Origin of the sequence: Mucilaginibacter sp. (assembly GCF_028288225.1) — a bacterium.
Classification (GTDB): Bacteria; Bacteroidota; Bacteroidia; order Sphingobacteriales; family Sphingobacteriaceae; genus Mucilaginibacter.
The window spans coordinates 105,730-124,082 of record NZ_JAQBOC010000031.1 but is presented as its reverse complement, the minus strand read 5'-3'; the positions used below and the strand labels follow the sequence as shown (position 1 = coordinate 124,082).

Below are 18,353 nucleotides of genomic sequence, written 5' to 3'. Positions count from 1 at the left end.
AGTTGCAGCAGTGTTTTATTTATTTAAGATCCGTTTATAAAGCTCAAAATAATCCCCCACCATCTTATCGCAAGAAAATTGCGATTCGGACCATTCGCGGCAATTCTGGCGGTTTATATTTTTCACCTTTTTTGTAGCTTCCACAGCTTCCTCAATATTATTAACTAAAAATCCGGTCTTTTCCGGTTTTATCAATTCAGGCATCGAACCTTTATTAAATGCTATTACCGGTGTACCGCAAAGCATGGCTTCGGCCACGCTCATTCCAAATGGCTCGTTAAAATTTATGGGATGCAGTAAGGCATAAGCATTTCGCAATAATGTATTCCTTTTTGCAGGCTCGGCATTGCCAATATATTCAATATCGGGGCCTAATTGCGGCTCAATTCTTTCTTTAAAATAGTTTTTATCCTGTATTAAACCCGCTATCAGCAATTTTCTTTTACTTTTTTTGGCAATCTCTATTGCTTCGGCAGTACCCTTATCATGATGGATCCTGCCAAAATATAACAGGTAATCTTCGGGTGTATCATTAAACTGAAACAGATCTGCATTCAATCCATTGTAAACGGTTGCCAGGTAATCCAGCTCAGGGCTGCGGTCAGAATTACTGATGGACACATAATGCCCTGCCGAATTATATTTTTTGTAAACCGGGATTATCCTGGGCGATGAAAAGCCATGTATGGTAGTAATAACCGGTGTTTTAATTAAACCGGAATAGGTAAGCGGCAAAAAGTCAAAATTATTATGGATAATATCAAACTCTGCTGCCCGCTCCATAAGGTTACTGATGTGCAGGCACTCCAAAACCTTTGTGTCCTGGTTACGGTCTTCTTCATAACCGGTATAGCAAACTGAATAGAGTTTACCTTTGGTGATAGAATCGCCGGTAGCAAATAGCGAAACCTCTATTCCAAGCTTTACCAGCCCTTCAGCAATGTTTGATGTTACCTGTTCCCACGGGCCATAATGCCTTGGCGGCGTGCGCCAGGCAACGGATGATAATATTGCGACCTTCATTTAAAACGACAATGACGACGACGCATACTGCCCAATTTTATTATACTCGTATTCAAGCTCAAATGCTTTTAAAACTGTAAGGTGCGATATCAAGTAGGCAAGCGTGCTCTCGGCGCCCTGATTACGGTTTATACCCGTTGGCAGCAATCCATCGCAGCAGCCCTTGGTTTCATGGTCATAAAGTGGTGCCCTTAAAGTGTTTTCACCCAGGAACCATTTATAGCATAAAAACATCTTTTCAATATATTGCGGTTTGCGGAAATTAGTATAGGCCTGGAAATGCATCAGCACCATAGCCATGGTTTCAATGGCCTGCTGGTCAAACGGAGGGAAAGTGCCCTCTTTGTGATACCAGCCATCGTTACCAACCGGGCTTAAATATCCGTTTGCAAGCGTAAGCTTATCTAAAAATTCCATGGTTTTTAATGCAACCTGCTTAACTTTTTCATTCCCGGTTATTTCGCACGAGTGCAGCAACGCCAGCGGTAATATAGCATTGTCATAGGTCATTTTTTCTTCAAACCACTGCCAGTCTTCCGATTGGTGGTATTCAAAGGCTTCCATCAATGGTTTGGTTAAATTAACCATCTCATTAAGCATGCCTTCATCACCCGGGAAAACTTTCAAATACAGGCTGATACCAATTATTGTATTAGCCATCCCTCTTAAATATTTTAAAGCCTTAAAATGAGGGAACGATTTGTGAAAAATTTCCCTGGCAAATTCACGGTACGAATTACTGGAAGAACATCCTATTAAATAACCTAAGGCCCAAATGGTGCGGCCAAACGAATCTTCAGAACCAACCTCGTCAAGGTACCTGCGGTCAAAACTTAAAAAATTGCGGAAGTTACCATCTTCCGTTTGCATATAGTGAATATAGCTTAGGTAGATAGGTAAAAGCTCAGATGCTTCCTTGCTTTTACTGCGCTGATAGGCCATTAAAGCCATAATTAATGCGCGCGCATTATCATCCAGGCAATAACCTTCTTTCAAATTAGGGATCCCATATTTTGCATGCTGAACTATCCCGGTATCGTCAGTTAACCGTAATACATGCGCAAGGCTGAATTTTGGCATTATTTCAGGGTCAACAATGCTGTTCTTTAATATTTTGTCGCTAAAATCATGGTTAGTGCATGATTCCTGCGCCGCCTTTATAAATTCGGCACCTATAACCGGCCAGCGTAAGTGCAGGCCATATTCATAAGCGTTTTCCTTTAATTCATTCAGTAAGCGCTCCTGGTCTAACAGTTCAATTACGTTTTCGGCAAGTGCATCAGCATTCTTAAAATCAAACAAACGCCCCCGGTTATTAGCTAAAAGTTCGGTTGCATGCCAGTAAGGGGTTGAAACAACGGCAGCGCCGGCGCCTACTGCGTATGATAAGGTGCCACTGGTTATTTGTGCCTCATTTAAATATGGGGTCACATAAATATCCGTTGCCGAAAGGTAATCTACCAGTTCTTGCTCTGATACAAACTTATTTATAAAGCAAAGATGCTTTGATACATTTAGTTGTGCGGCCAGCGTTTTTAAATGATCCCTGTATTCTTCTCCTGAGCTTTTAATTACCCCCGGGTGTGTATTCCCCAATACCACATACATTACATCCGGATGGTTTTCAACTATTTTAGGCAATGCCCTTACAACAGTTTCCAAGCCTTTATTGCGGCTAATTAAACCAAAAGTAAGCAGTACCCTATGGTTTTTAAACACGGTTAAGTTTTTAACAGGATTATCTTCTGATGCTTCAACATCCGGAACACCATGTTCAATTATCTGGATCTTATCGGCAGGCACATCATAAACGGTGGTTAAAAACTCCACCGCCCGTTTGCTCATCACTATTATTTTTGATGACTGTTCAGCTATTTCGCGGATAATAATGCGCTGTACGTAGCTGGGATCTTTTAAAATAGTATGTAAAATAGATATTAAAGGTTTTTCGAGCCTGTTTAACAGGGGCAGGATGTAAATGCCGCTTTCGCCGCCATAAATTCCAAACTCGTGCTCCATTATACAAACATCAGCATTGCTGGTATTTATATAATTAGCTGCGCGGATATAATCCTTTTGATGATTTTGCCTGATAACATATTTTACCTCCTCCGGGTATTCATATTCCTGTATATTTTCAGAATCATTTAAGGCTACAACAAAGCCGCCGTTCAACAATGATTTCATTTCGGGAAAATTTGCGTTTATGGCGCACATTAAATTTTGGTTAAATGTTGCTATTCCGCATTCGCGGGGTGGGTAAGTTGAGATATATGCTATTTTCATTTTCTATTAACAATGTAATTTAATAACCCTGATTTTAATTAATTGTTCAATCCGGTGACCAAAAAAGTATGCAACAATGATCAATAATCCATGTTTATGACCTTGAAATGGCCATTTACGCGCTTATTTTATATAGTTATCATAAACTATACCGATTTAACTATAACTATAATTTAGGAAACGTAATAACATTGGCCACTTATTACGATTGGCATTTACAGAAAAGGAAGAGTTTCCAATCCTGATATTTATTGCCAGGATTATATTGTATCAATAGTTTTTGAAAGGATATATGCCAATATACGATTTTGTCAGTAAATCCTGTGCTGATTAGGATATACTTTATCAAATTTTTTTAGCAATAAAATTCTATCGCCTCCAAAATTACCCCGCAAGCTTTTTCAATTTCTTCATTGGTAATTATCAATGGCGGCGCTATGCGCATGGAGTTGCTGCAATGTAAAAACCAGTCGGTAATTACGCCGTTTTCAATACACCGGTCAATAATTTTTTTATTCAGATCGAAGCTTTCAAATTCGGCAGCCAGCATCAGTCCCTTGCCGCGTAGTTCCTTTATTGCGGGATGGATCAATAGTTTTTTAAATAAGGTTTCTTTTTCAGCAACGCCGGCAATTAAATTTTCGCTCAGCAAAACTTCAAGTGCTGCAAGTCCTGCGGCACAGCATACCGGGTGCCCGCCAAAAGTGGTTATATGCCCCAGGATTGGATTTTCCTTTAAAGCACCCATTATTTTGTTTGATGAAATAAAAGCGCCAACAGGCATTCCCCCACCCAGTGCTTTAGCCAACAACAAAATATCCGGCTCTATCCCAAAATGTTCAAAGGCAAATAGTTTAGCGGTGCGCCCAAGAGCGGCCTGGATCTCGTCAAGTATCAGCAAAGTTCCTGTTTCATCACAACGGTTGCGCAATGCCTGCATATAAGTTACATCCGGCGCCCTGATGCCTGCCTCGCCCTGCACTGTTTCAATAATAACACAGGCCGTTTTATCGGTTATCAATTCAAGATCTTCGGGGTTATTAAATCGGATAAACCTAATTCCCGGCAGCAAAGGGCGATAAGCCTGTTTAAACTCTTCGTTGCCCATTACGCTTAATGCGCCGTGTGTGCTGCCATGGTAGGAGTTATTGCAGGCAATAACCTCGTGCCTGCCGGTATATCGTTTGGCCAGCTTTAACGCACCTTCAACAGCCTCGGCGCCTGAATTGGTAAAATAAACAGATTGCAAATGAGCCGGCAATAATGAAACCAGCTTTTCGGCAAAGCGCACCTGCGGGGTTTGTACGTACTCGCCATATACCATCAGGTGCATGTACTTATCCACCTGCTCTTTTATAGCATTAACCACATAAGGATTGCTATGGCCCAGGTTGCTTACTCCAATGCCTGATATCAGGTCGATATAAGCCTTCCCTTCCTTATTGTACATATAAATACCTTCGGCACGCGCAAACTCCAGTAGTAATGGAAAATCAGTAGTTTGGGCGTTATTGGCAAGAAAAAGTTGTCGGAGAGTGGGCATAGTGCAAAAATAAGTCTTTAGTCTTGAGTTCTAAGTCAAAAGTCAGTCTTTATTGCTATCAGGAAGAAATTTACGGGCCATCCAGGCTATCGACTATGGATTATCGACTTAAAAAAACAAGTCTTGAGTTCTAAGTCAAAAGTCAGTCTTTATTGCTATCAGGAAGAAATTTACAGATCAATCCAGCCTATACACTATGGACTATTGACTATCGACTTAAAACTAATCCCCCGCTCTAACACTACGTTCGGTGAGTTGCTTAAGTACTTCGTCGTTAAATTCACGCTCGCTTTTGTAAAGGATACTTACTTTTTCGGGAGGCAGTATTTTATAAAATTCATCCCTGTAATGTTTTTTTATGTCTACAATTTGCGACTCGTATTTTAAATCTAAATCAACCTGTTTGGTGCCATCAGCCGTGGCGCTTGAATTGTTTATTCTTTTAAGGATCCTTACAGCAGTAAGTTCTTCGTTGTATTTACGGTACAATGGCCAAAACGCTTTCGTCTCCTGTTGGGTAAGGCTTAACTGCTGACTTATAAAGCCTTCTTTAACGGCTTGCATCTTTCTTATACCTTTTGGTTTAGCACTTCGTATAACGGGCCTTTGGACAGAATTATAACGCTGCACAGGCACAAGCGTACGCTGCTGGCCAAAGCTGTTATAGCTTATGGCCATTATAATTAATATACCCAAAACAGTTCTGATCAGCTTACCCATTTAAATTAATTACTGTGCATTATTAACGTCATTCTGTAATGCATTTTTTAAGCTCTCATCATCAATAGCTGCATCTTCAGACACTACTGTTTGCTGTGTATCTGACGGATCAAGATTTAACTGCAAATAATTTTTAATATCATCTACCGGAACATTTGATAACTCCTTATGCAAAAAAGTACTTTTATGTTCAACAACCGAACCTGTAAGCTCACTTAACAAGATACCACCGCCTAAGGCTAATGCAAAACATGCTGCAGTGGCATATTTAAAAGCGGTTGACGTATATAATCTTTTTATTATCCCCCTGCTTTTAGCAGCGTTTTGGTTAACGGTATTATTTAATATTTTTTTATTAAGTTTATCAAAATACCCCTCCGGAACAGTGAAAAGTTCAGCAGGCTCCCCCAAAGCTTCTTCAACCAATATGCGGCTCCTGATCTGCTGCTGCAGGCTATCAAAATAACCATCAGGCACTGTAAACCCCGGGTCGGTAGTGTTTAATACACTTTCAACCGCTATCCTGCTTTCTATATTACCGGTAAGTTCCTCAAAATAATTGTCCGGAACTGTAAAATCTCCAAAAGATCCTTTGCTTTTTAATTCGTCTAAATTTTTGAGTGCTGCAATACGATCTCCGAGGTCGTCAAAATAACCGGCAGGCACTGTAAACGGATTAGCAGGGTTAATCTGTTTAAGTGACCTATATTCATTAAGCCAATCTTTATTTTCCATTTCACTCTTCATATCTTAGTTATAGATGGAATAAATGTCAAAAGGTTTAAAATTTATTTTAATTAATCTTTAGAAAGTAAATATGTCTCAATTTTTTTCACTGCGAGGTGAAATGATGCCTTTAAAGCCCCTACACTTGTGCCCAGCACCTGCGATATTTCTTCATACTTCATGTCGTCATAATATTTCATATTAAACACAAGCTTTTGCTTTTCGGGCAGGGTTAACAATGCTTCCTGCAACTTACGCTGCGCCTTGTCGCCATCAAAATAAGTTGAATCAGCCAAAGTATCCGCCAGTTCATAAGCCACATCATCAATCGATACATTGTTTTTTTGCTTTTTCTTATTCAAAAAAGTAATGCATTCATTAGTTGCTATCCGGTACATCCAGGTATATAGCTGGGCATCGCTCCTAAAACCGGCCAGGTTTTTCCAGATCTTTATAAAAACATCCTGCACCAGGTCATCGGCATCATCATGATCTATCACCATTCGGCGGATATGCCAGTATATTTTCTGCTGATATTTTTTTAGCAGTATGTTAAACGCCTCGTTCCTGGTTCTCTCATCCTGGAATTTGCTTAAGATCTCTGCGTCGTCAACCTCTATTGGCATGTATAATAATTAAACTTAAATCCTTTTTTCCTGCTTATTATTATAGAACAATAATAATACTTTTCTCAAATATAAATATCTGTTGATTTAAAACCTATCGCCATTACTGCAACAGATCAAGCACCTGCTGCGATGAATTCTTAGTATCAACCTTATCAATTATTTTAGTGATCGTACCATCCGTACTTATCAAAAATGTTTTGCGGGCCGTACCCATATATTTTTTGCCATACATGTTTTTTTCAACCCAAACGCCGTAGGCGTCATTGATGCTTTTATCGGTATCGGCAATCAGCGGGAATGGCAGGCTGTATTTGGTTTCGAACTTTTTATGCGATTTTTCATCATCAGTGCTTACTCCTATAACTTCAAAACCCTGGCCAAGCATTGATTGGTAATTATCCCTGAAACTGCAAGCCTCAGCAGTGCAGCCCGGTGTGTCATCCTTCGGGTAAAAATAAAGGATCACGTTCTTTCCTTTAAAATCTGATAAAGAAACTGTTTTTCCGTTTTGATCTTTTGCGGTAAAATCGGGGGCTTTATCGCCTTCTTTAAGTGTTGCCATGTTATCTGTTAAATGCTGCGGTAAAGTATTTGCTGTTATTTTTACTATCGGTAACAGTTAATTCAAATATATGTTTACCGGCCGCAATATCGGTATTAAAGCAATAACTCAGAATTTTAGTTTTATAATCCCACTCCATTAAAACCCACTCGCCATCAATTTTACCAGCATATGATTTTATGCCTGACAGGTTATCGCTCATCCTGAAAAATATCCTTTTCGCAGCCGACAGATCAGCATTTGGTTTAATATTTATCGGAACAACAACCGGGGGTATGGTATCCAGCTTAATAAAAAAATCGCCAAATGCATGTGGCTGTCCTTTAATATAGCCGTCCTGGTAAGTACCGCCCGCCATGGCACCATCAGTACTAACAATCACTGCTTTATCTGCATACTTACCAATATTGCTGTCGGGCTTTATCCAAAGCTCATAATTATCATGTATCGGTGTAAAACGGTTATGGATGCTGTGTGTAGCCGAGAAAGCACCAGGCCGCTTAGGCAACATTTTGTAAGTAAAATTCACATCATCATAAAGGTTGCCGGGCATAATGACCACTTTAACCTTATCGTTGGCAAACTCGTTTTTCTGATCGTAATGAAATAAATTACCCGCAGCCTTAATTGTGGACAGGCTGCTTTCAGTATGGCCCGATTTTACTTTTAAGGTTAAGGTTGATGTATTCCCGGCTGCATCCTTAACAACGTATTCAACATCATGAATGGCGCCATCATTAAAATTAACTATTCCCCTGTTTATTGATTGCGGATAAAGCGAGATCTTGCTGCCGGGCAATATAAAGCACTTTTGCATCCAGCGGTGGGTTTTCATCAATTCGGGATAATCAATATAAGCATTAATGGCGTGGGTTTGGTCAAATGCAAAACGCTCTACCGCGAAGGTGTATACCGTTACACCATCAAGTTTCAGTTCGCACGAGTAAATGCCATTGTGGTTGGCTGATGCGCTGGTCATATCAGTTGTGCTGATACCAAAGCCTATTTGCCCGTTTAAATTTATTACCTGGGGATTGGTTAAATGATAGTTGCCATTGCTGCCTCTCACCGCAAAAAACTGTCGCTTTGTGTTTTCGCTAAACGGATTACCATCCAAATGGTAAATGCCAATTGCCGTTATAGAGGGCGGCACCTTATCAGGAATAGTTAAACCAAATAATTGCGGATTAATGGTTTCCTCTGTTTGGGTATCCCTTATCTCAAAATGCAAATGCGGCCCGGCAGATGCCCCTTCATTCCCGGACATAGCAATAACTTCACCCTGGCAAACCATCAATTGTAATGGGTCGAGCTTAAAATCAACCTCATAGCTTTGCTGCCTGTATTGTTCATCGCGGATAAGTTTTTCCATTGCCGGCGTAAACGATTTTACATGCCCGTAAACGGTGGTATACCCATTTGGATGGGTTATATAGATAGCATGGCCAAAGCCACCAAACTGTACACGCAAGCGCGAAACATATCCATCATAAGCGGCATGCACAGGGTAGCCGATGCGTTGGTTGGTTTTAAAATCAAGCCCTGAATGAAAGTGTGCCCCCCTCAGTTCACCAAACGAACCGGCGGTTGACGGCGGCAGATCAAGCGGGTACCGGAAAAAATTTAGCGGATATTGCATGTTCTGCACGGGCCCTTGCGCAAATAGATTAAAACACCAGCAGGAAATTATAAACAGGAAAACAATATTTTTTTTGATCATTCTTTAATCGCAACCAGGTATTTAATTTTTCTTTCACACTCCCGAACCTTACTAACTTTCGGACTTTACTGACTTCCCCTATCTAACGTAAAAATCAAGCATTTTCACATCTTCCAAATAACCTTCAAGCCTGTCGCCAACATTTACTTTGGCTACACCTTGTGGTGTGCCGGTAAAAATAAGATCCCCTTTTTTTAGGGTGATATATTTTGACACAAAAGCAATGATATATTCAAACGAAAAAAGCATATTTGAGGTATTACCTGCCTGCCTTTCTTCTCCGTTAACATCAAGCTTAAAATTAACATCTTTTAAGTCGGCAAATTGCGCTTTAGGCACAAATGCGCTTACAGGTGCAGAATTATCAAACGCTTTGGCAAGCTCCCAGGGCAGTCCTTTTTCTTTATGACGTGCCTGGATATCTCGGGCGGTAAAGTCGACCCCTAAAGCAATTTCTTCAAAATAATTTTGAGCAAATTGCTCGCTGATGTGCTTCCCCTCTTTACTTATCTTTATTACTATCTCAATCTCATGGTGAATATCTTCCGAAAAATCGGGATGGTAAAAAGGCTTGTTATCTTTCAGCAGCGCAGTTTCTGGCTTCATAAATATAACCGGGACGCCCGGCACAGGGTTATTAAGCTCCTTAGCATGCTCCGCATAGTTGCGACCTATGGCAATTATCTTCATAAAGCCGAAATTAGAAAAAATGAACTAAGATTTTCACTTATTGTTAATTTTCAGCCGGGGTCAAGGACTGAACAATTTACAATATGAAGATTTCAGTGATTTATTAGCGAATGAATTTCTTCAGAACTTTTAATTCTTTGTTGCTGCCTGGCCAAATTTCTATCTTATAATAGTCGTCACCCTCATTCTCATCAATATCAGTATTTGCCAAATTCGAGGAATATACTTTAACACGATAGGGCCCAGGTTGAACTAATGTTTCTAATTCAATTGCAGAATGGGGACAATCTAATACTTGTAAAGTTCCAGATTCAAGTTCGATATATCCTTCAACAACATGGTCATATAGATTTAAGTCTACTGATTGGTTCTCTGAACTCAATACTTCCAGTTGACCTATAACATGTCCATAACTCTCAATACCTATTCCTAAAACACCCGAACTAACTGCTAATCTATTGTCAAAAGCATAATCTGTCCAAAAATCCGCGCAGCCGGTATCTGCATCAGCGTATAAAAATTTATCAACAACGTAAAATTGATTATACGCAGTGTTAAAATCGAGATTAAATTTCATATCAATTTTAGGGAGTGAAGCGACTCTTGATTTCCTCCATAACTTCAGAGTGAGGAATACCTTCACCTCTTTTAAGCTCCTCTTTTGCTTCGTTTATAGCTTGCTCAACTTCCGCAGGTAACTGGCTCCAAAAGTCCAATTCTGGTAAACCTGTCAACGGTTTAATTTCATCATCCATAATTAAATCAGTCGCACAAAAAATGAATAATTCCGGAAATTCTAAAATCCTGCCACTTCTGATCCAAAAAATCCGAAATCGAACATCCGAAATCCGAAATCAGAGAATCGAAATTCTCTTAATCACTGATTCAGTACCGGCAACAACCCTTAAAAAGTAAAATCCCTTGGTTAATTTGCTGTTTAACTGATAGCTTACTACTTTTTCACCGGGTTCAACCCTTTGTGAGTACAGGGTGATGAGTTCATTTCCTAAAACGTCCACAACTTTTATGGTAACATTTGATGAACGCGAAATTTCGTACTTTAAATTAATTTGATCTGTAACCGGATTTGGATATACCTGTACGTTGGTTAGCAGCTTGTCATCAGGTTTTGCAACGCTAACCTTGGTTGTTGATATAACAGCCGGCCTTATTGGCGGCAATACCAAATGCAGGCTATTTTTAAATGTATTTTTTGTTGATTTCGGTTTTAAAAAATGCAGGATGCTTGTATCGCTCCGTTGATAACTCATCGCGCTGGAAAAGGCGAAATTCATAAATATTGCTATCGCAATTATTATGAACCATGAATTTTTATAGGTAGAATTTCGCCTCATGTTGTATATTATTTACAAAAGTATAAATAAAGCTGTTATCAACTTAGATACTTGCCATTTTATAATACATTTTAACAAAATTTAACAGTGTAAGGTTTAACCCAGCCATAAATTTAGCTTTTCTTTTGTTAATATTTATTATTTAATCAGTTAATTGTAATTTTTAATACTTTTGAGCCTTTGAAAGTATAAAGTGTCGAATCATAAAGAGCTGCAAAAACTAACTGCCGCGGGGCTGTTAATAAGTTTAGGAATAATTTACGGTGACATAGGTACCTCACCATTATATGTGTTTAAAGCCATAGTTGGCCACCAGCATGTTTCCGAAACATTAATATTAGGGGGCGTTTCACTCATTTTTTGGACGCTTACCCTGCAAACCACCTTAAAATATGTTGTTATTACGCTACGTGCGGATAACAAAGGTGAAGGCGGCATATTTTCGCTGTTTTCATTAGTGCGCCGCCGTGCCAAATGGCTAATAATACCGGCCGTTATTGGTGGGTGTGCATTACTTGCAGACGGAATAATTACCCCTCCCATTACTATTTCATCAGCAATTGAAGGGCTGCAAACATCATTTCCGCACCTGCAAACCATGCCAATTGTTATTGCTATAATAATTTTTCTTTTTATTATTCAGCAGTTTGGTACATCATTGGTAGGCAAGGCTTTCGGGCCCATGATGTTTATATGGTTTACCATGATGGGCGTTTTAGGGCTTACTTTTATTTTTCAATCGCCAACAATATTTAAAGCATTAAGCCCATATTATGCTTTAAAATTATTAACCAGTCATTCTCCCGAAGCTCACCCACTGGTAATTATAGGCGCAGTATTTCTGTGTACTACTGGTGCCGAGGCTTTATACTCCGACCTGGGCCATTGCGGCCGTAAAAACATCCAGATCAGCTGGATCTATGTAAAAACCTGCCTGGTGCTTAATTATCTTGGCCAGTCTGTTTGGCTTTTACAACATAACGGTCAAAGAATGGATTTGAATTTACATAATCCGTTTTATGAAATTATGCCTTCGTGGTTTTTAATATATGGTATCGGGATTGCTACGGTTGCTGCAGTTATTGCCAGCCAGGCGCTTATATCCGGTTCATTTACGCTTATTGCCGAAGCTGTAAGGTTAAACTTATGGCCAAAAGTACGCATCAACTATCCATCCGAACAAAAAGGCCAGTTGTATGTACCGAGTGTAAACTGGCTGTTATGCGCAGGTTGTGTTGGGGTAGTGCTTTTATTTGAAGAGTCGGCTAATATGGAAGCCGCCTACGGCCTGAGCATTACAGTTGCCATGTTAATGACTACATTACTGGTAGCAAATTTTTTACGGAGAAAAAAACTTCCAACTTATATAGTAGGCATATTTTTAGTGATCTATCTGCTTATTGAAGGTACATTTTTAGCAGGTAACCTGGTCAAATTTGTTCATGGTGGTTGGTTCACTTTATCGGTTGGTTTCTTTTTATTCACCGTAATGTGGGCATGGCATACAGCCCGCAAAATCCGCAACCGGTATGTTAAATTTATTGAGATCGAGGATTATTTTAGCATTCTTAAAGAATTAAGTGACGACGAAACAGTACCCAAATATGCGTCGCAGCTGGTTTACCTTACCAGCGCAAACTTCAATTCAGAGGTAGAATCAAAAATTGTTTATTCCATATTGCAAAAGCAACCCAAACGGGCAGATGTTTACTGGCTGGTGCATGTTGATGTTGTTGATGAGCCATACAAAAGAGAATACGAGGTTGATTTCCTTGTACCTAACAAACTGATAAGAATTGATTTCAAACTCGGTTTCAGGGTTGAACAACAGATAAACCTGCTGTTTAGAAAAGTAGTTGAAGACCTTGTAAAAAAAGGCGAGGTTGATATCACCAGTACCTATAAGTCATTAAACAGACATAAAATTGTTGGCGATTTCAGGTTTGTTGTTATTGAAAAAGTACTTTCGCGCTCACATAACCTTTCGTTTTATGAAAGCTTTATAATGGCTTTTTATAAGATCCTGAAAAAGATAAGCTTATCAGAGGAGCGCGGCTTCGGGCTCGACCTGAGCTTTGTTACGGTTGAAAAAGTACCTTTAATGCTGGCTGCACCTGAAACTGTTGAGATCCATCGGGTGATTTAGGATTAAGTTATTGGAGTTGTAGTAAGCAGTTAAAGTTGTTAAAAAACATTCACTAAACATTTCAACAATTACAACCTTTGCAACAGTCTTAACGTATATCCTTAACGTTAACTCAATATTAATTCAGAATTACTACAGATTTAAGTAATATTTTTACCTTGTTTGTGTTTAATATATCCTGATATTGTTATATTAATATTATTAACATAAAAACTATAACGAACAAACACTGTTAAAATTGAAACATCAGCCATTGAGAAAGATATTATTTGCTTTATTGTGTTTTATTTCGTTTGAGGCCAGTGCGCAGGTTAAAGATACTGCAAAAAAGAAAATTGCTGACACCATAAAAAAGGATCTTTTAACTGCTCCGGATACGGTAAAACATTTGCACAGTAAAACGGCAGCGTTAATACCACCCGCCATTTTGGTTGGCTATGGAGTGGCAACATTTATAATTCATCCTGTGCGCCGTTTTGATTATTATATAAACAGCGGTTTCAATAAGTATTACCCCCGCTACCCCGGAAGTATTGAAAATTATTTTCAATTTGCACCCGTTGTATTAACGTATGGGTTAAATCTTGTTGGCGTTTCCGGGAAAAATACTTTTATTGACCGTACTGCCCTTCTTGGGCTTTCTGCCGGAATTGCAGGAATAAGTGTTTATGGCTTAAAGAACACCACTCATCGTTTACGACCCAATAAGGGTGATTATTTTTCCTTTCCTTCGGGGCATACGGCCAATGCATTTATGGGGGCCGAGTTTTTGGCACAAGAGTATTCAGGGAAATCTCCGATATACGGCATAGTAGGTTATACCTTTGCTGTTACCACAGGTGTTTTAAGAATGTATCACCGCGACCATTGGTTTAGTGATGTTGTTGCCGGTGCAGGCTTTGGGATCCTTTCTACAAAAGCAGCATATTTGGTTTATCCTTACATTCGTAATAAATTAACGCATACAGACAAAACAGGAAAACACACCATGGTAATGCCGATGTACCAGGATGGTGTAAAGGGAGTTTCTTTTGCTATGGAGCTGTAGAGAGGTTGTAAAAGTTGAAGTTGTTGTAAAGATTGAAGTAGTTAGGAATAAACAATATCGGATATTGAGCGCTGAACACCTGGTTTGGGGTAGTTGTACTTCATTCGTAAAATCCGGCTCTTTTGCTTTTATAATACGCTCCCGGCTTAATCTTTCTCAACTTAATTTAACTCAATCAACCTAATCCAACTTAATCAACCTCACTTGTAAATTATCTTATATACCAGTATAATACTGGCAAAAACAAAGGTTATAACGTTGGCAATTGCCACAGGCAGACTCCCGCTCATTAAACCATAAATGAGCCAAAAAAGTGTGCCCGCCGTAAACAAGGCATACATATATAATGAAATACCCGAAGTGTTTTTTGTTTGGATTGTTTTAATTGCCTGCGGTAAAAAGGAAACTGTAGTACCAAATGCCGCCATATAGCCAATAATAGTGGTTGTAGTCATATCTTTCCTTTTTGAAATGAAGATACAATTTTATTCATTTCCTATTGTTGAATTAAACAATCCCTTATTTCAATCCCTTAACTATTTGCCTTTTCCTTACCTAACACACTGTGCTTATAACCATAGGTAAAATATATAACCAGGCCAATTATCAGCCAAATTAAAAACCGCAGCCAGTTGGTATATCCCAATTCCGTCATTAAATAAAAACAACTTAGCAAACCAAGTACAGGTATTAATGAAAGGTTTTTAACAAAGGCCAAAACAGCAAGCACGGTTGATAAAATAATGAATAAAAAGATTGGGAAATTTTCATGCGCGTTTTTGCCTGTAAACAAGGTCAATATATGATCCTTTAAAAAATATGCTCCGACAATAAATACCACAGGCACAATCCATTTTGAGTTAATGTATGGCAGGTGGAAACGCCCTTTCTGTGAAGCTTCACGTGGCAGCAGTAATACACCACCGCAAACCAGTACAAAGGCAAACAAGGTACCTATACTGGTTAAATCAGTAACTTCTGTAAGGTTCATGAACAAAGCAGGTATTGCAACCACAAAACCTGTAACTATAGTAGCAAATGAGGGTGTGTGGTATTTAGGATGGATGCGTGAAAATGCTTTGGGTAATAAACCATCACGGCTCATGCTCATCCAAATGCGGGGCTGCCCCAACTGGAATATCAGCAACACGCTTGCTGTTGCAATAACAGCACTAAACGAAATAATACCACTCATTTTGGTTAATCCTACCTGGTTAAACACGTAGGCCAGCGGATCGCCCACTGCAAGCTTTTTATAGCTTACCATACCTGTAAGTACCAGCGCAATCAATATATACAGCACCGTACATATAATAAGTGAATAGATCATCCCTCGCGGCAGGTCCCGCTGCGGGCTTTGGCACTCTTCGGCTGTTGTTGATATGGCATCAAACCCTATATAGGCAAAAAATACACCTGATACCCCCTTCATTACACCACTAAAACCATTTGGCATAAAGGGATGCCAGTTGGCGGGTGTAACGTAAAAAAATCCTACTGCAATTACCACAATAACTATGGCTATTTTTAAAAAAACCATGGCATTGGTAGCCTTCTTGGTTTCGCGGATCCCGATATAAACCAGGTAAGTTATCACAATAACTATAAGCAGCGCAGGGATATTAGCAATCAGTTTAACCCCTCCAAACCCAGGAGCCGTGTTCCATGCCAATGCTCCCTGTTTTATGGTATCAGTTATTTCGGCGGTATGGTTTTGCACTGCCTCATGTGCTTTAAATGCCGTAAAATAATCCATGGTGAGATATTCGGGCATGTGGATATGAAAGCCTTCTAAAAGGTTCACAAAATAGGTGCTCCATGATATTGCCACCGCTATGTTGCCTATAGCATATTCCATCAGCAGGTCCCACCCAATTATCCAGGCTATTAGTTCGCCAAATGAGGCATATGCATAAGTATAAGCGCTGCCGGCTACAGGGATCCGCGAAGCAAATTCGGCATAACATAAAGCCGAAAACCCGCAGGTAACTGCGGTAAGTACAAATAATATGGTTACACCGGGGCCGCCATGAAAAGAGGCCAGCCCTATAGTCGAAAAGATCCCTGCCCCTACTACTGCAGCAATCCCCATCAGCGTAAGATCCTTTACATTTAATTCTTTTTTTAAATGTGACCCTCCGGAATGCTCTGCATCACTAAACCCACTTGCAACATCAGTTAAAATTTTATGAATAGATTTTTTACGGAATAAACTCTTAGACATTCGCTTAAATAATTAGATCAGCAATTGTAAACATAACCATTTTTTTGCATTCAGTAAGGATATGCTTATTTTGCACGATGAATATAGGAATAAATGATGTTTTAAAACAAATCAGGCTATTTTTTATCATTTATCTTATTTTGCTTTGCGCCTGTTTAACAGTTAAAGTAATGTTTACCAAAGAAGTTATCTACTTTGCGGTAAACAGTAAAAATTATTCCTTTGGCGATGAAATTGCGCCCTATATAACTGATATAGGTAATGGCTGGACAATAATTATTTTGTCAGCTTTATTGGTGTTGTATAATTATCGCACAGCATTTTTAATGATAACCAGCTATGCAATAACCTCAATATTGGCGCAGGTAGCGAAGTTTATTTTTGATGCCCCACGGCCTATCTTACTTTATAAGGATAAACTAAACCTTATCCACCTGGTAAAGGGGGTTGATATGCTTCAGTACCACAGCTTTCCATCGGGCCATACAGTAACTGCATTTTCGGCAGCCGTAGTTATAGCATATCTAACTAAAAATAAAAAATGGAGTATTTTACTATTAATAATTGCTGCGGCGGTAGGTTACTCGCGGATGTATCTTAGCGAACATTTTTTTGAAGATGTAACAGTGGGATCTGTGATAGGGGTAGTAATTACTGTTTGCTGGATAAGTTATATAGACAATAAACAATTTTTACATACCCCTAAATGGAATAAAGGGCTTTTGAAAAAGTCCTGAGTACAGGGCCTGAAGTCATAAGCCAATAGCCGTTATGTGACTTTAAGTTTGTAACTCCAAACTCCCGGATCAATTAACTTAAAGAAAGTTTCTTTTTTCTTCTCACTACCAATACTACTACCAGTATAATAACAAGGGCGCCGCCGCCATATAATGCTATTTTACCAACCGGCAGCGCTTTTTCATTAGACAAATATTGGTCATTGCGCTGCAGCTGTGGCGAAAGGCGAATAGATGAAGAATAGGCTTTATACTCGGTCTTTACAACATCCTTTCTTTCTGCAGGATACACATATTCAAATGTATAGGTTGTATCCTTGGTATAAAGCAGCGTAAAATTTATCAGCTGTATTGTGCCATTGCCGTCATCATTTTTTAAAGTAAAAACCTTTGCTTTTAAAGTACCAATAGTTGTATCCCTAACATGCTGGGCACTGCTACCAGCGCCAGATTGGCCTTGTATGCTGGTGATATATTTTTTTAATACATTATTAAGGTCATTTTCCTTATTTAACGGTGTATTGTTTTTTTCGTTAGGAGCAGCTATAACAGTCATAAAACCGTATAATGCGTTAGCAGAATATATACGCTGGCCTAAAGTGTCTTTTTTCTGGAAGCCCACCGGCAACGAAACTGTTACCAGGTTATCTATTTTTACGGGCTTAAGTGCTGTTTGGCTAAACGCCGATATAATATAAAATATAAGGGCGAAACTTAAAATTATCTTTTTCATATTATATTAAACTCCCAAAAATTGAATTAGTTTTAATTATGAGTGTTGTAACTTATATGAAATGATATTTTTATGACATATTTAGTTGTTTTTAAGTTAATTATGACAAATAATACGATTTGAAATGTATTTAATTATTTAAAATAAATAGTTAAAAAATGATGAAATTAAGCAAATATTACGGCGATATTTTTTAAAACAGGCTATTTAA

At 38.9% G+C, this 18,353-nt stretch carries 18 protein-coding genes; 3 read left to right on the top strand and 15 right to left on the bottom strand.

Going from position 1 to position 18,353, the window contains the following annotated elements; genetic code table 11:
- Window positions 1-15: 15 nt before the first annotated feature.
- From JWQ54_RS09555 to JWQ54_RS09500, 12 genes are all read right to left on the bottom strand, one after another.
- Window positions 16-1,023: a glycosyltransferase family 4 protein gene (locus JWQ54_RS09555; protein WP_299583651.1), complete on the bottom strand. Its 1,008-nt coding sequence runs from the start codon at window positions 1,021-1,023 to the stop codon at window positions 16-18.
- Window positions 1,024-3,309: a glycosyltransferase gene (locus JWQ54_RS09550; protein WP_299583647.1), complete on the bottom strand. Its 2,286-nt coding sequence runs from the start codon at window positions 3,307-3,309 to the stop codon at window positions 1,024-1,026.
- A gap of 355 nt (window positions 3,310-3,664) precedes the next feature.
- Entirely contained in the window at window positions 3,665-4,852 is a 1,188-nt protein-coding gene (locus JWQ54_RS09545; RefSeq protein WP_299583645.1) for an aspartate aminotransferase family protein, read from the bottom strand.
- Window positions 4,853-5,074: 222 nt separating this feature from the next.
- Window positions 5,075-5,572, bottom strand: a complete 498-nt coding sequence (locus JWQ54_RS09540) for a hypothetical protein (protein ID WP_299583642.1) — start codon at window positions 5,570-5,572, stop codon at window positions 5,075-5,077.
- A gap of 9 nt (window positions 5,573-5,581) precedes the next feature.
- Window positions 5,582-6,319 carry a hypothetical protein gene (locus tag JWQ54_RS09535; RefSeq protein WP_299583639.1) on the bottom strand — a complete coding sequence of 246 codons (738 nt, stop codon included), beginning with the start codon at window positions 6,317-6,319 and terminating at the stop codon, window positions 5,582-5,584.
- Window positions 6,320-6,369: 50 nt separating this feature from the next.
- Complete coding sequence (locus JWQ54_RS09530; protein ID WP_299583636.1) at window positions 6,370-6,924, bottom strand: sigma-70 family RNA polymerase sigma factor; 555 nt, start codon at window positions 6,922-6,924, stop codon at window positions 6,370-6,372.
- Window positions 6,925-7,027: 103 nt separating this feature from the next.
- Window positions 7,028-7,489, bottom strand: a complete 462-nt coding sequence (bcp, locus tag JWQ54_RS09525; protein WP_299583633.1) for a thioredoxin-dependent thiol peroxidase — start codon at window positions 7,487-7,489, stop codon at window positions 7,028-7,030.
- A 1-nt stretch (window position 7,490) separates the two neighbouring features.
- Entirely contained in the window at window positions 7,491-9,128 is a 1,638-nt protein-coding gene (locus JWQ54_RS09520) for a M23 family metallopeptidase (RefSeq protein ID WP_299583630.1), read from the bottom strand.
- A 159-nt stretch (window positions 9,129-9,287) separates the two neighbouring features.
- Window positions 9,288-9,899, bottom strand: coding sequence for a fumarylacetoacetate hydrolase family protein (locus JWQ54_RS09515; protein WP_299583627.1), 612 nt, complete (start codon window positions 9,897-9,899; stop codon window positions 9,288-9,290).
- Between the two features lie 103 nt (window positions 9,900-10,002).
- Complete coding sequence (locus JWQ54_RS09510; RefSeq protein WP_299583624.1) at window positions 10,003-10,476, bottom strand: hypothetical protein; 474 nt, start codon at window positions 10,474-10,476, stop codon at window positions 10,003-10,005.
- Window positions 10,477-10,483: 7 nt separating this feature from the next.
- Window positions 10,484-10,654: a hypothetical protein gene (locus JWQ54_RS09505; protein WP_299583621.1), complete on the bottom strand. Its 171-nt coding sequence runs from the start codon at window positions 10,652-10,654 to the stop codon at window positions 10,484-10,486.
- A 99-nt stretch (window positions 10,655-10,753) separates the two neighbouring features.
- Window positions 10,754-11,254: a T9SS type A sorting domain-containing protein gene (locus tag JWQ54_RS09500; protein WP_299583618.1), complete on the bottom strand. Its 501-nt coding sequence runs from the start codon at window positions 11,252-11,254 to the stop codon at window positions 10,754-10,756.
- A gap of 193 nt (window positions 11,255-11,447) precedes the next feature.
- Between JWQ54_RS09500 and JWQ54_RS09495 the strand changes: the two genes are divergently transcribed.
- Together JWQ54_RS09495 and JWQ54_RS09490 are read left to right on the top strand one after the other, a co-directional pair.
- Window positions 11,448-13,400, top strand: coding sequence for a KUP/HAK/KT family potassium transporter (locus tag JWQ54_RS09495; RefSeq protein WP_299583615.1), 1,953 nt, complete (start codon window positions 11,448-11,450; stop codon window positions 13,398-13,400).
- 253 nt (window positions 13,401-13,653) lie between these two features.
- On the top strand, window positions 13,654-14,448 hold the full coding sequence (locus JWQ54_RS09490; protein WP_299583612.1) for a phosphatase PAP2 family protein: 795 nt from the start codon (window positions 13,654-13,656) through the stop codon (window positions 14,446-14,448).
- Window positions 14,449-14,648: 200 nt separating this feature from the next.
- Here the strand turns inward: JWQ54_RS09490 and JWQ54_RS09485 are convergent, their stop codons facing one another.
- Window positions 14,649-14,903, bottom strand: a complete 255-nt coding sequence (locus tag JWQ54_RS09485; protein WP_299583609.1) for a SemiSWEET transporter — start codon at window positions 14,901-14,903, stop codon at window positions 14,649-14,651.
- 77 nt (window positions 14,904-14,980) lie between these two features.
- A complete protein-coding gene (locus JWQ54_RS09480; protein WP_299583602.1) occupies window positions 14,981-16,672 on the bottom strand; it encodes an amino acid permease in 1,692 nt (563 codons plus the stop codon).
- Between the two features lie 77 nt (window positions 16,673-16,749).
- On the opposite strand from JWQ54_RS09480, the gene JWQ54_RS09475 reads away from it, so the two are divergent.
- Window positions 16,750-17,409 carry a phosphatase PAP2 family protein gene (locus JWQ54_RS09475; RefSeq protein ID WP_299583599.1) on the top strand — a complete coding sequence of 220 codons (660 nt, stop codon included), beginning with the start codon at window positions 16,750-16,752 and terminating at the stop codon, window positions 17,407-17,409.
- A 73-nt stretch (window positions 17,410-17,482) separates the two neighbouring features.
- Here JWQ54_RS09475 and JWQ54_RS09470 read toward each other — a convergent pair whose 3' ends face one another.
- Window positions 17,483-18,142, bottom strand: coding sequence for a hypothetical protein (locus JWQ54_RS09470; RefSeq protein WP_299583596.1), 660 nt, complete (start codon window positions 18,140-18,142; stop codon window positions 17,483-17,485).
- Window positions 18,143-18,353: the final 211 nt, after the last annotated feature.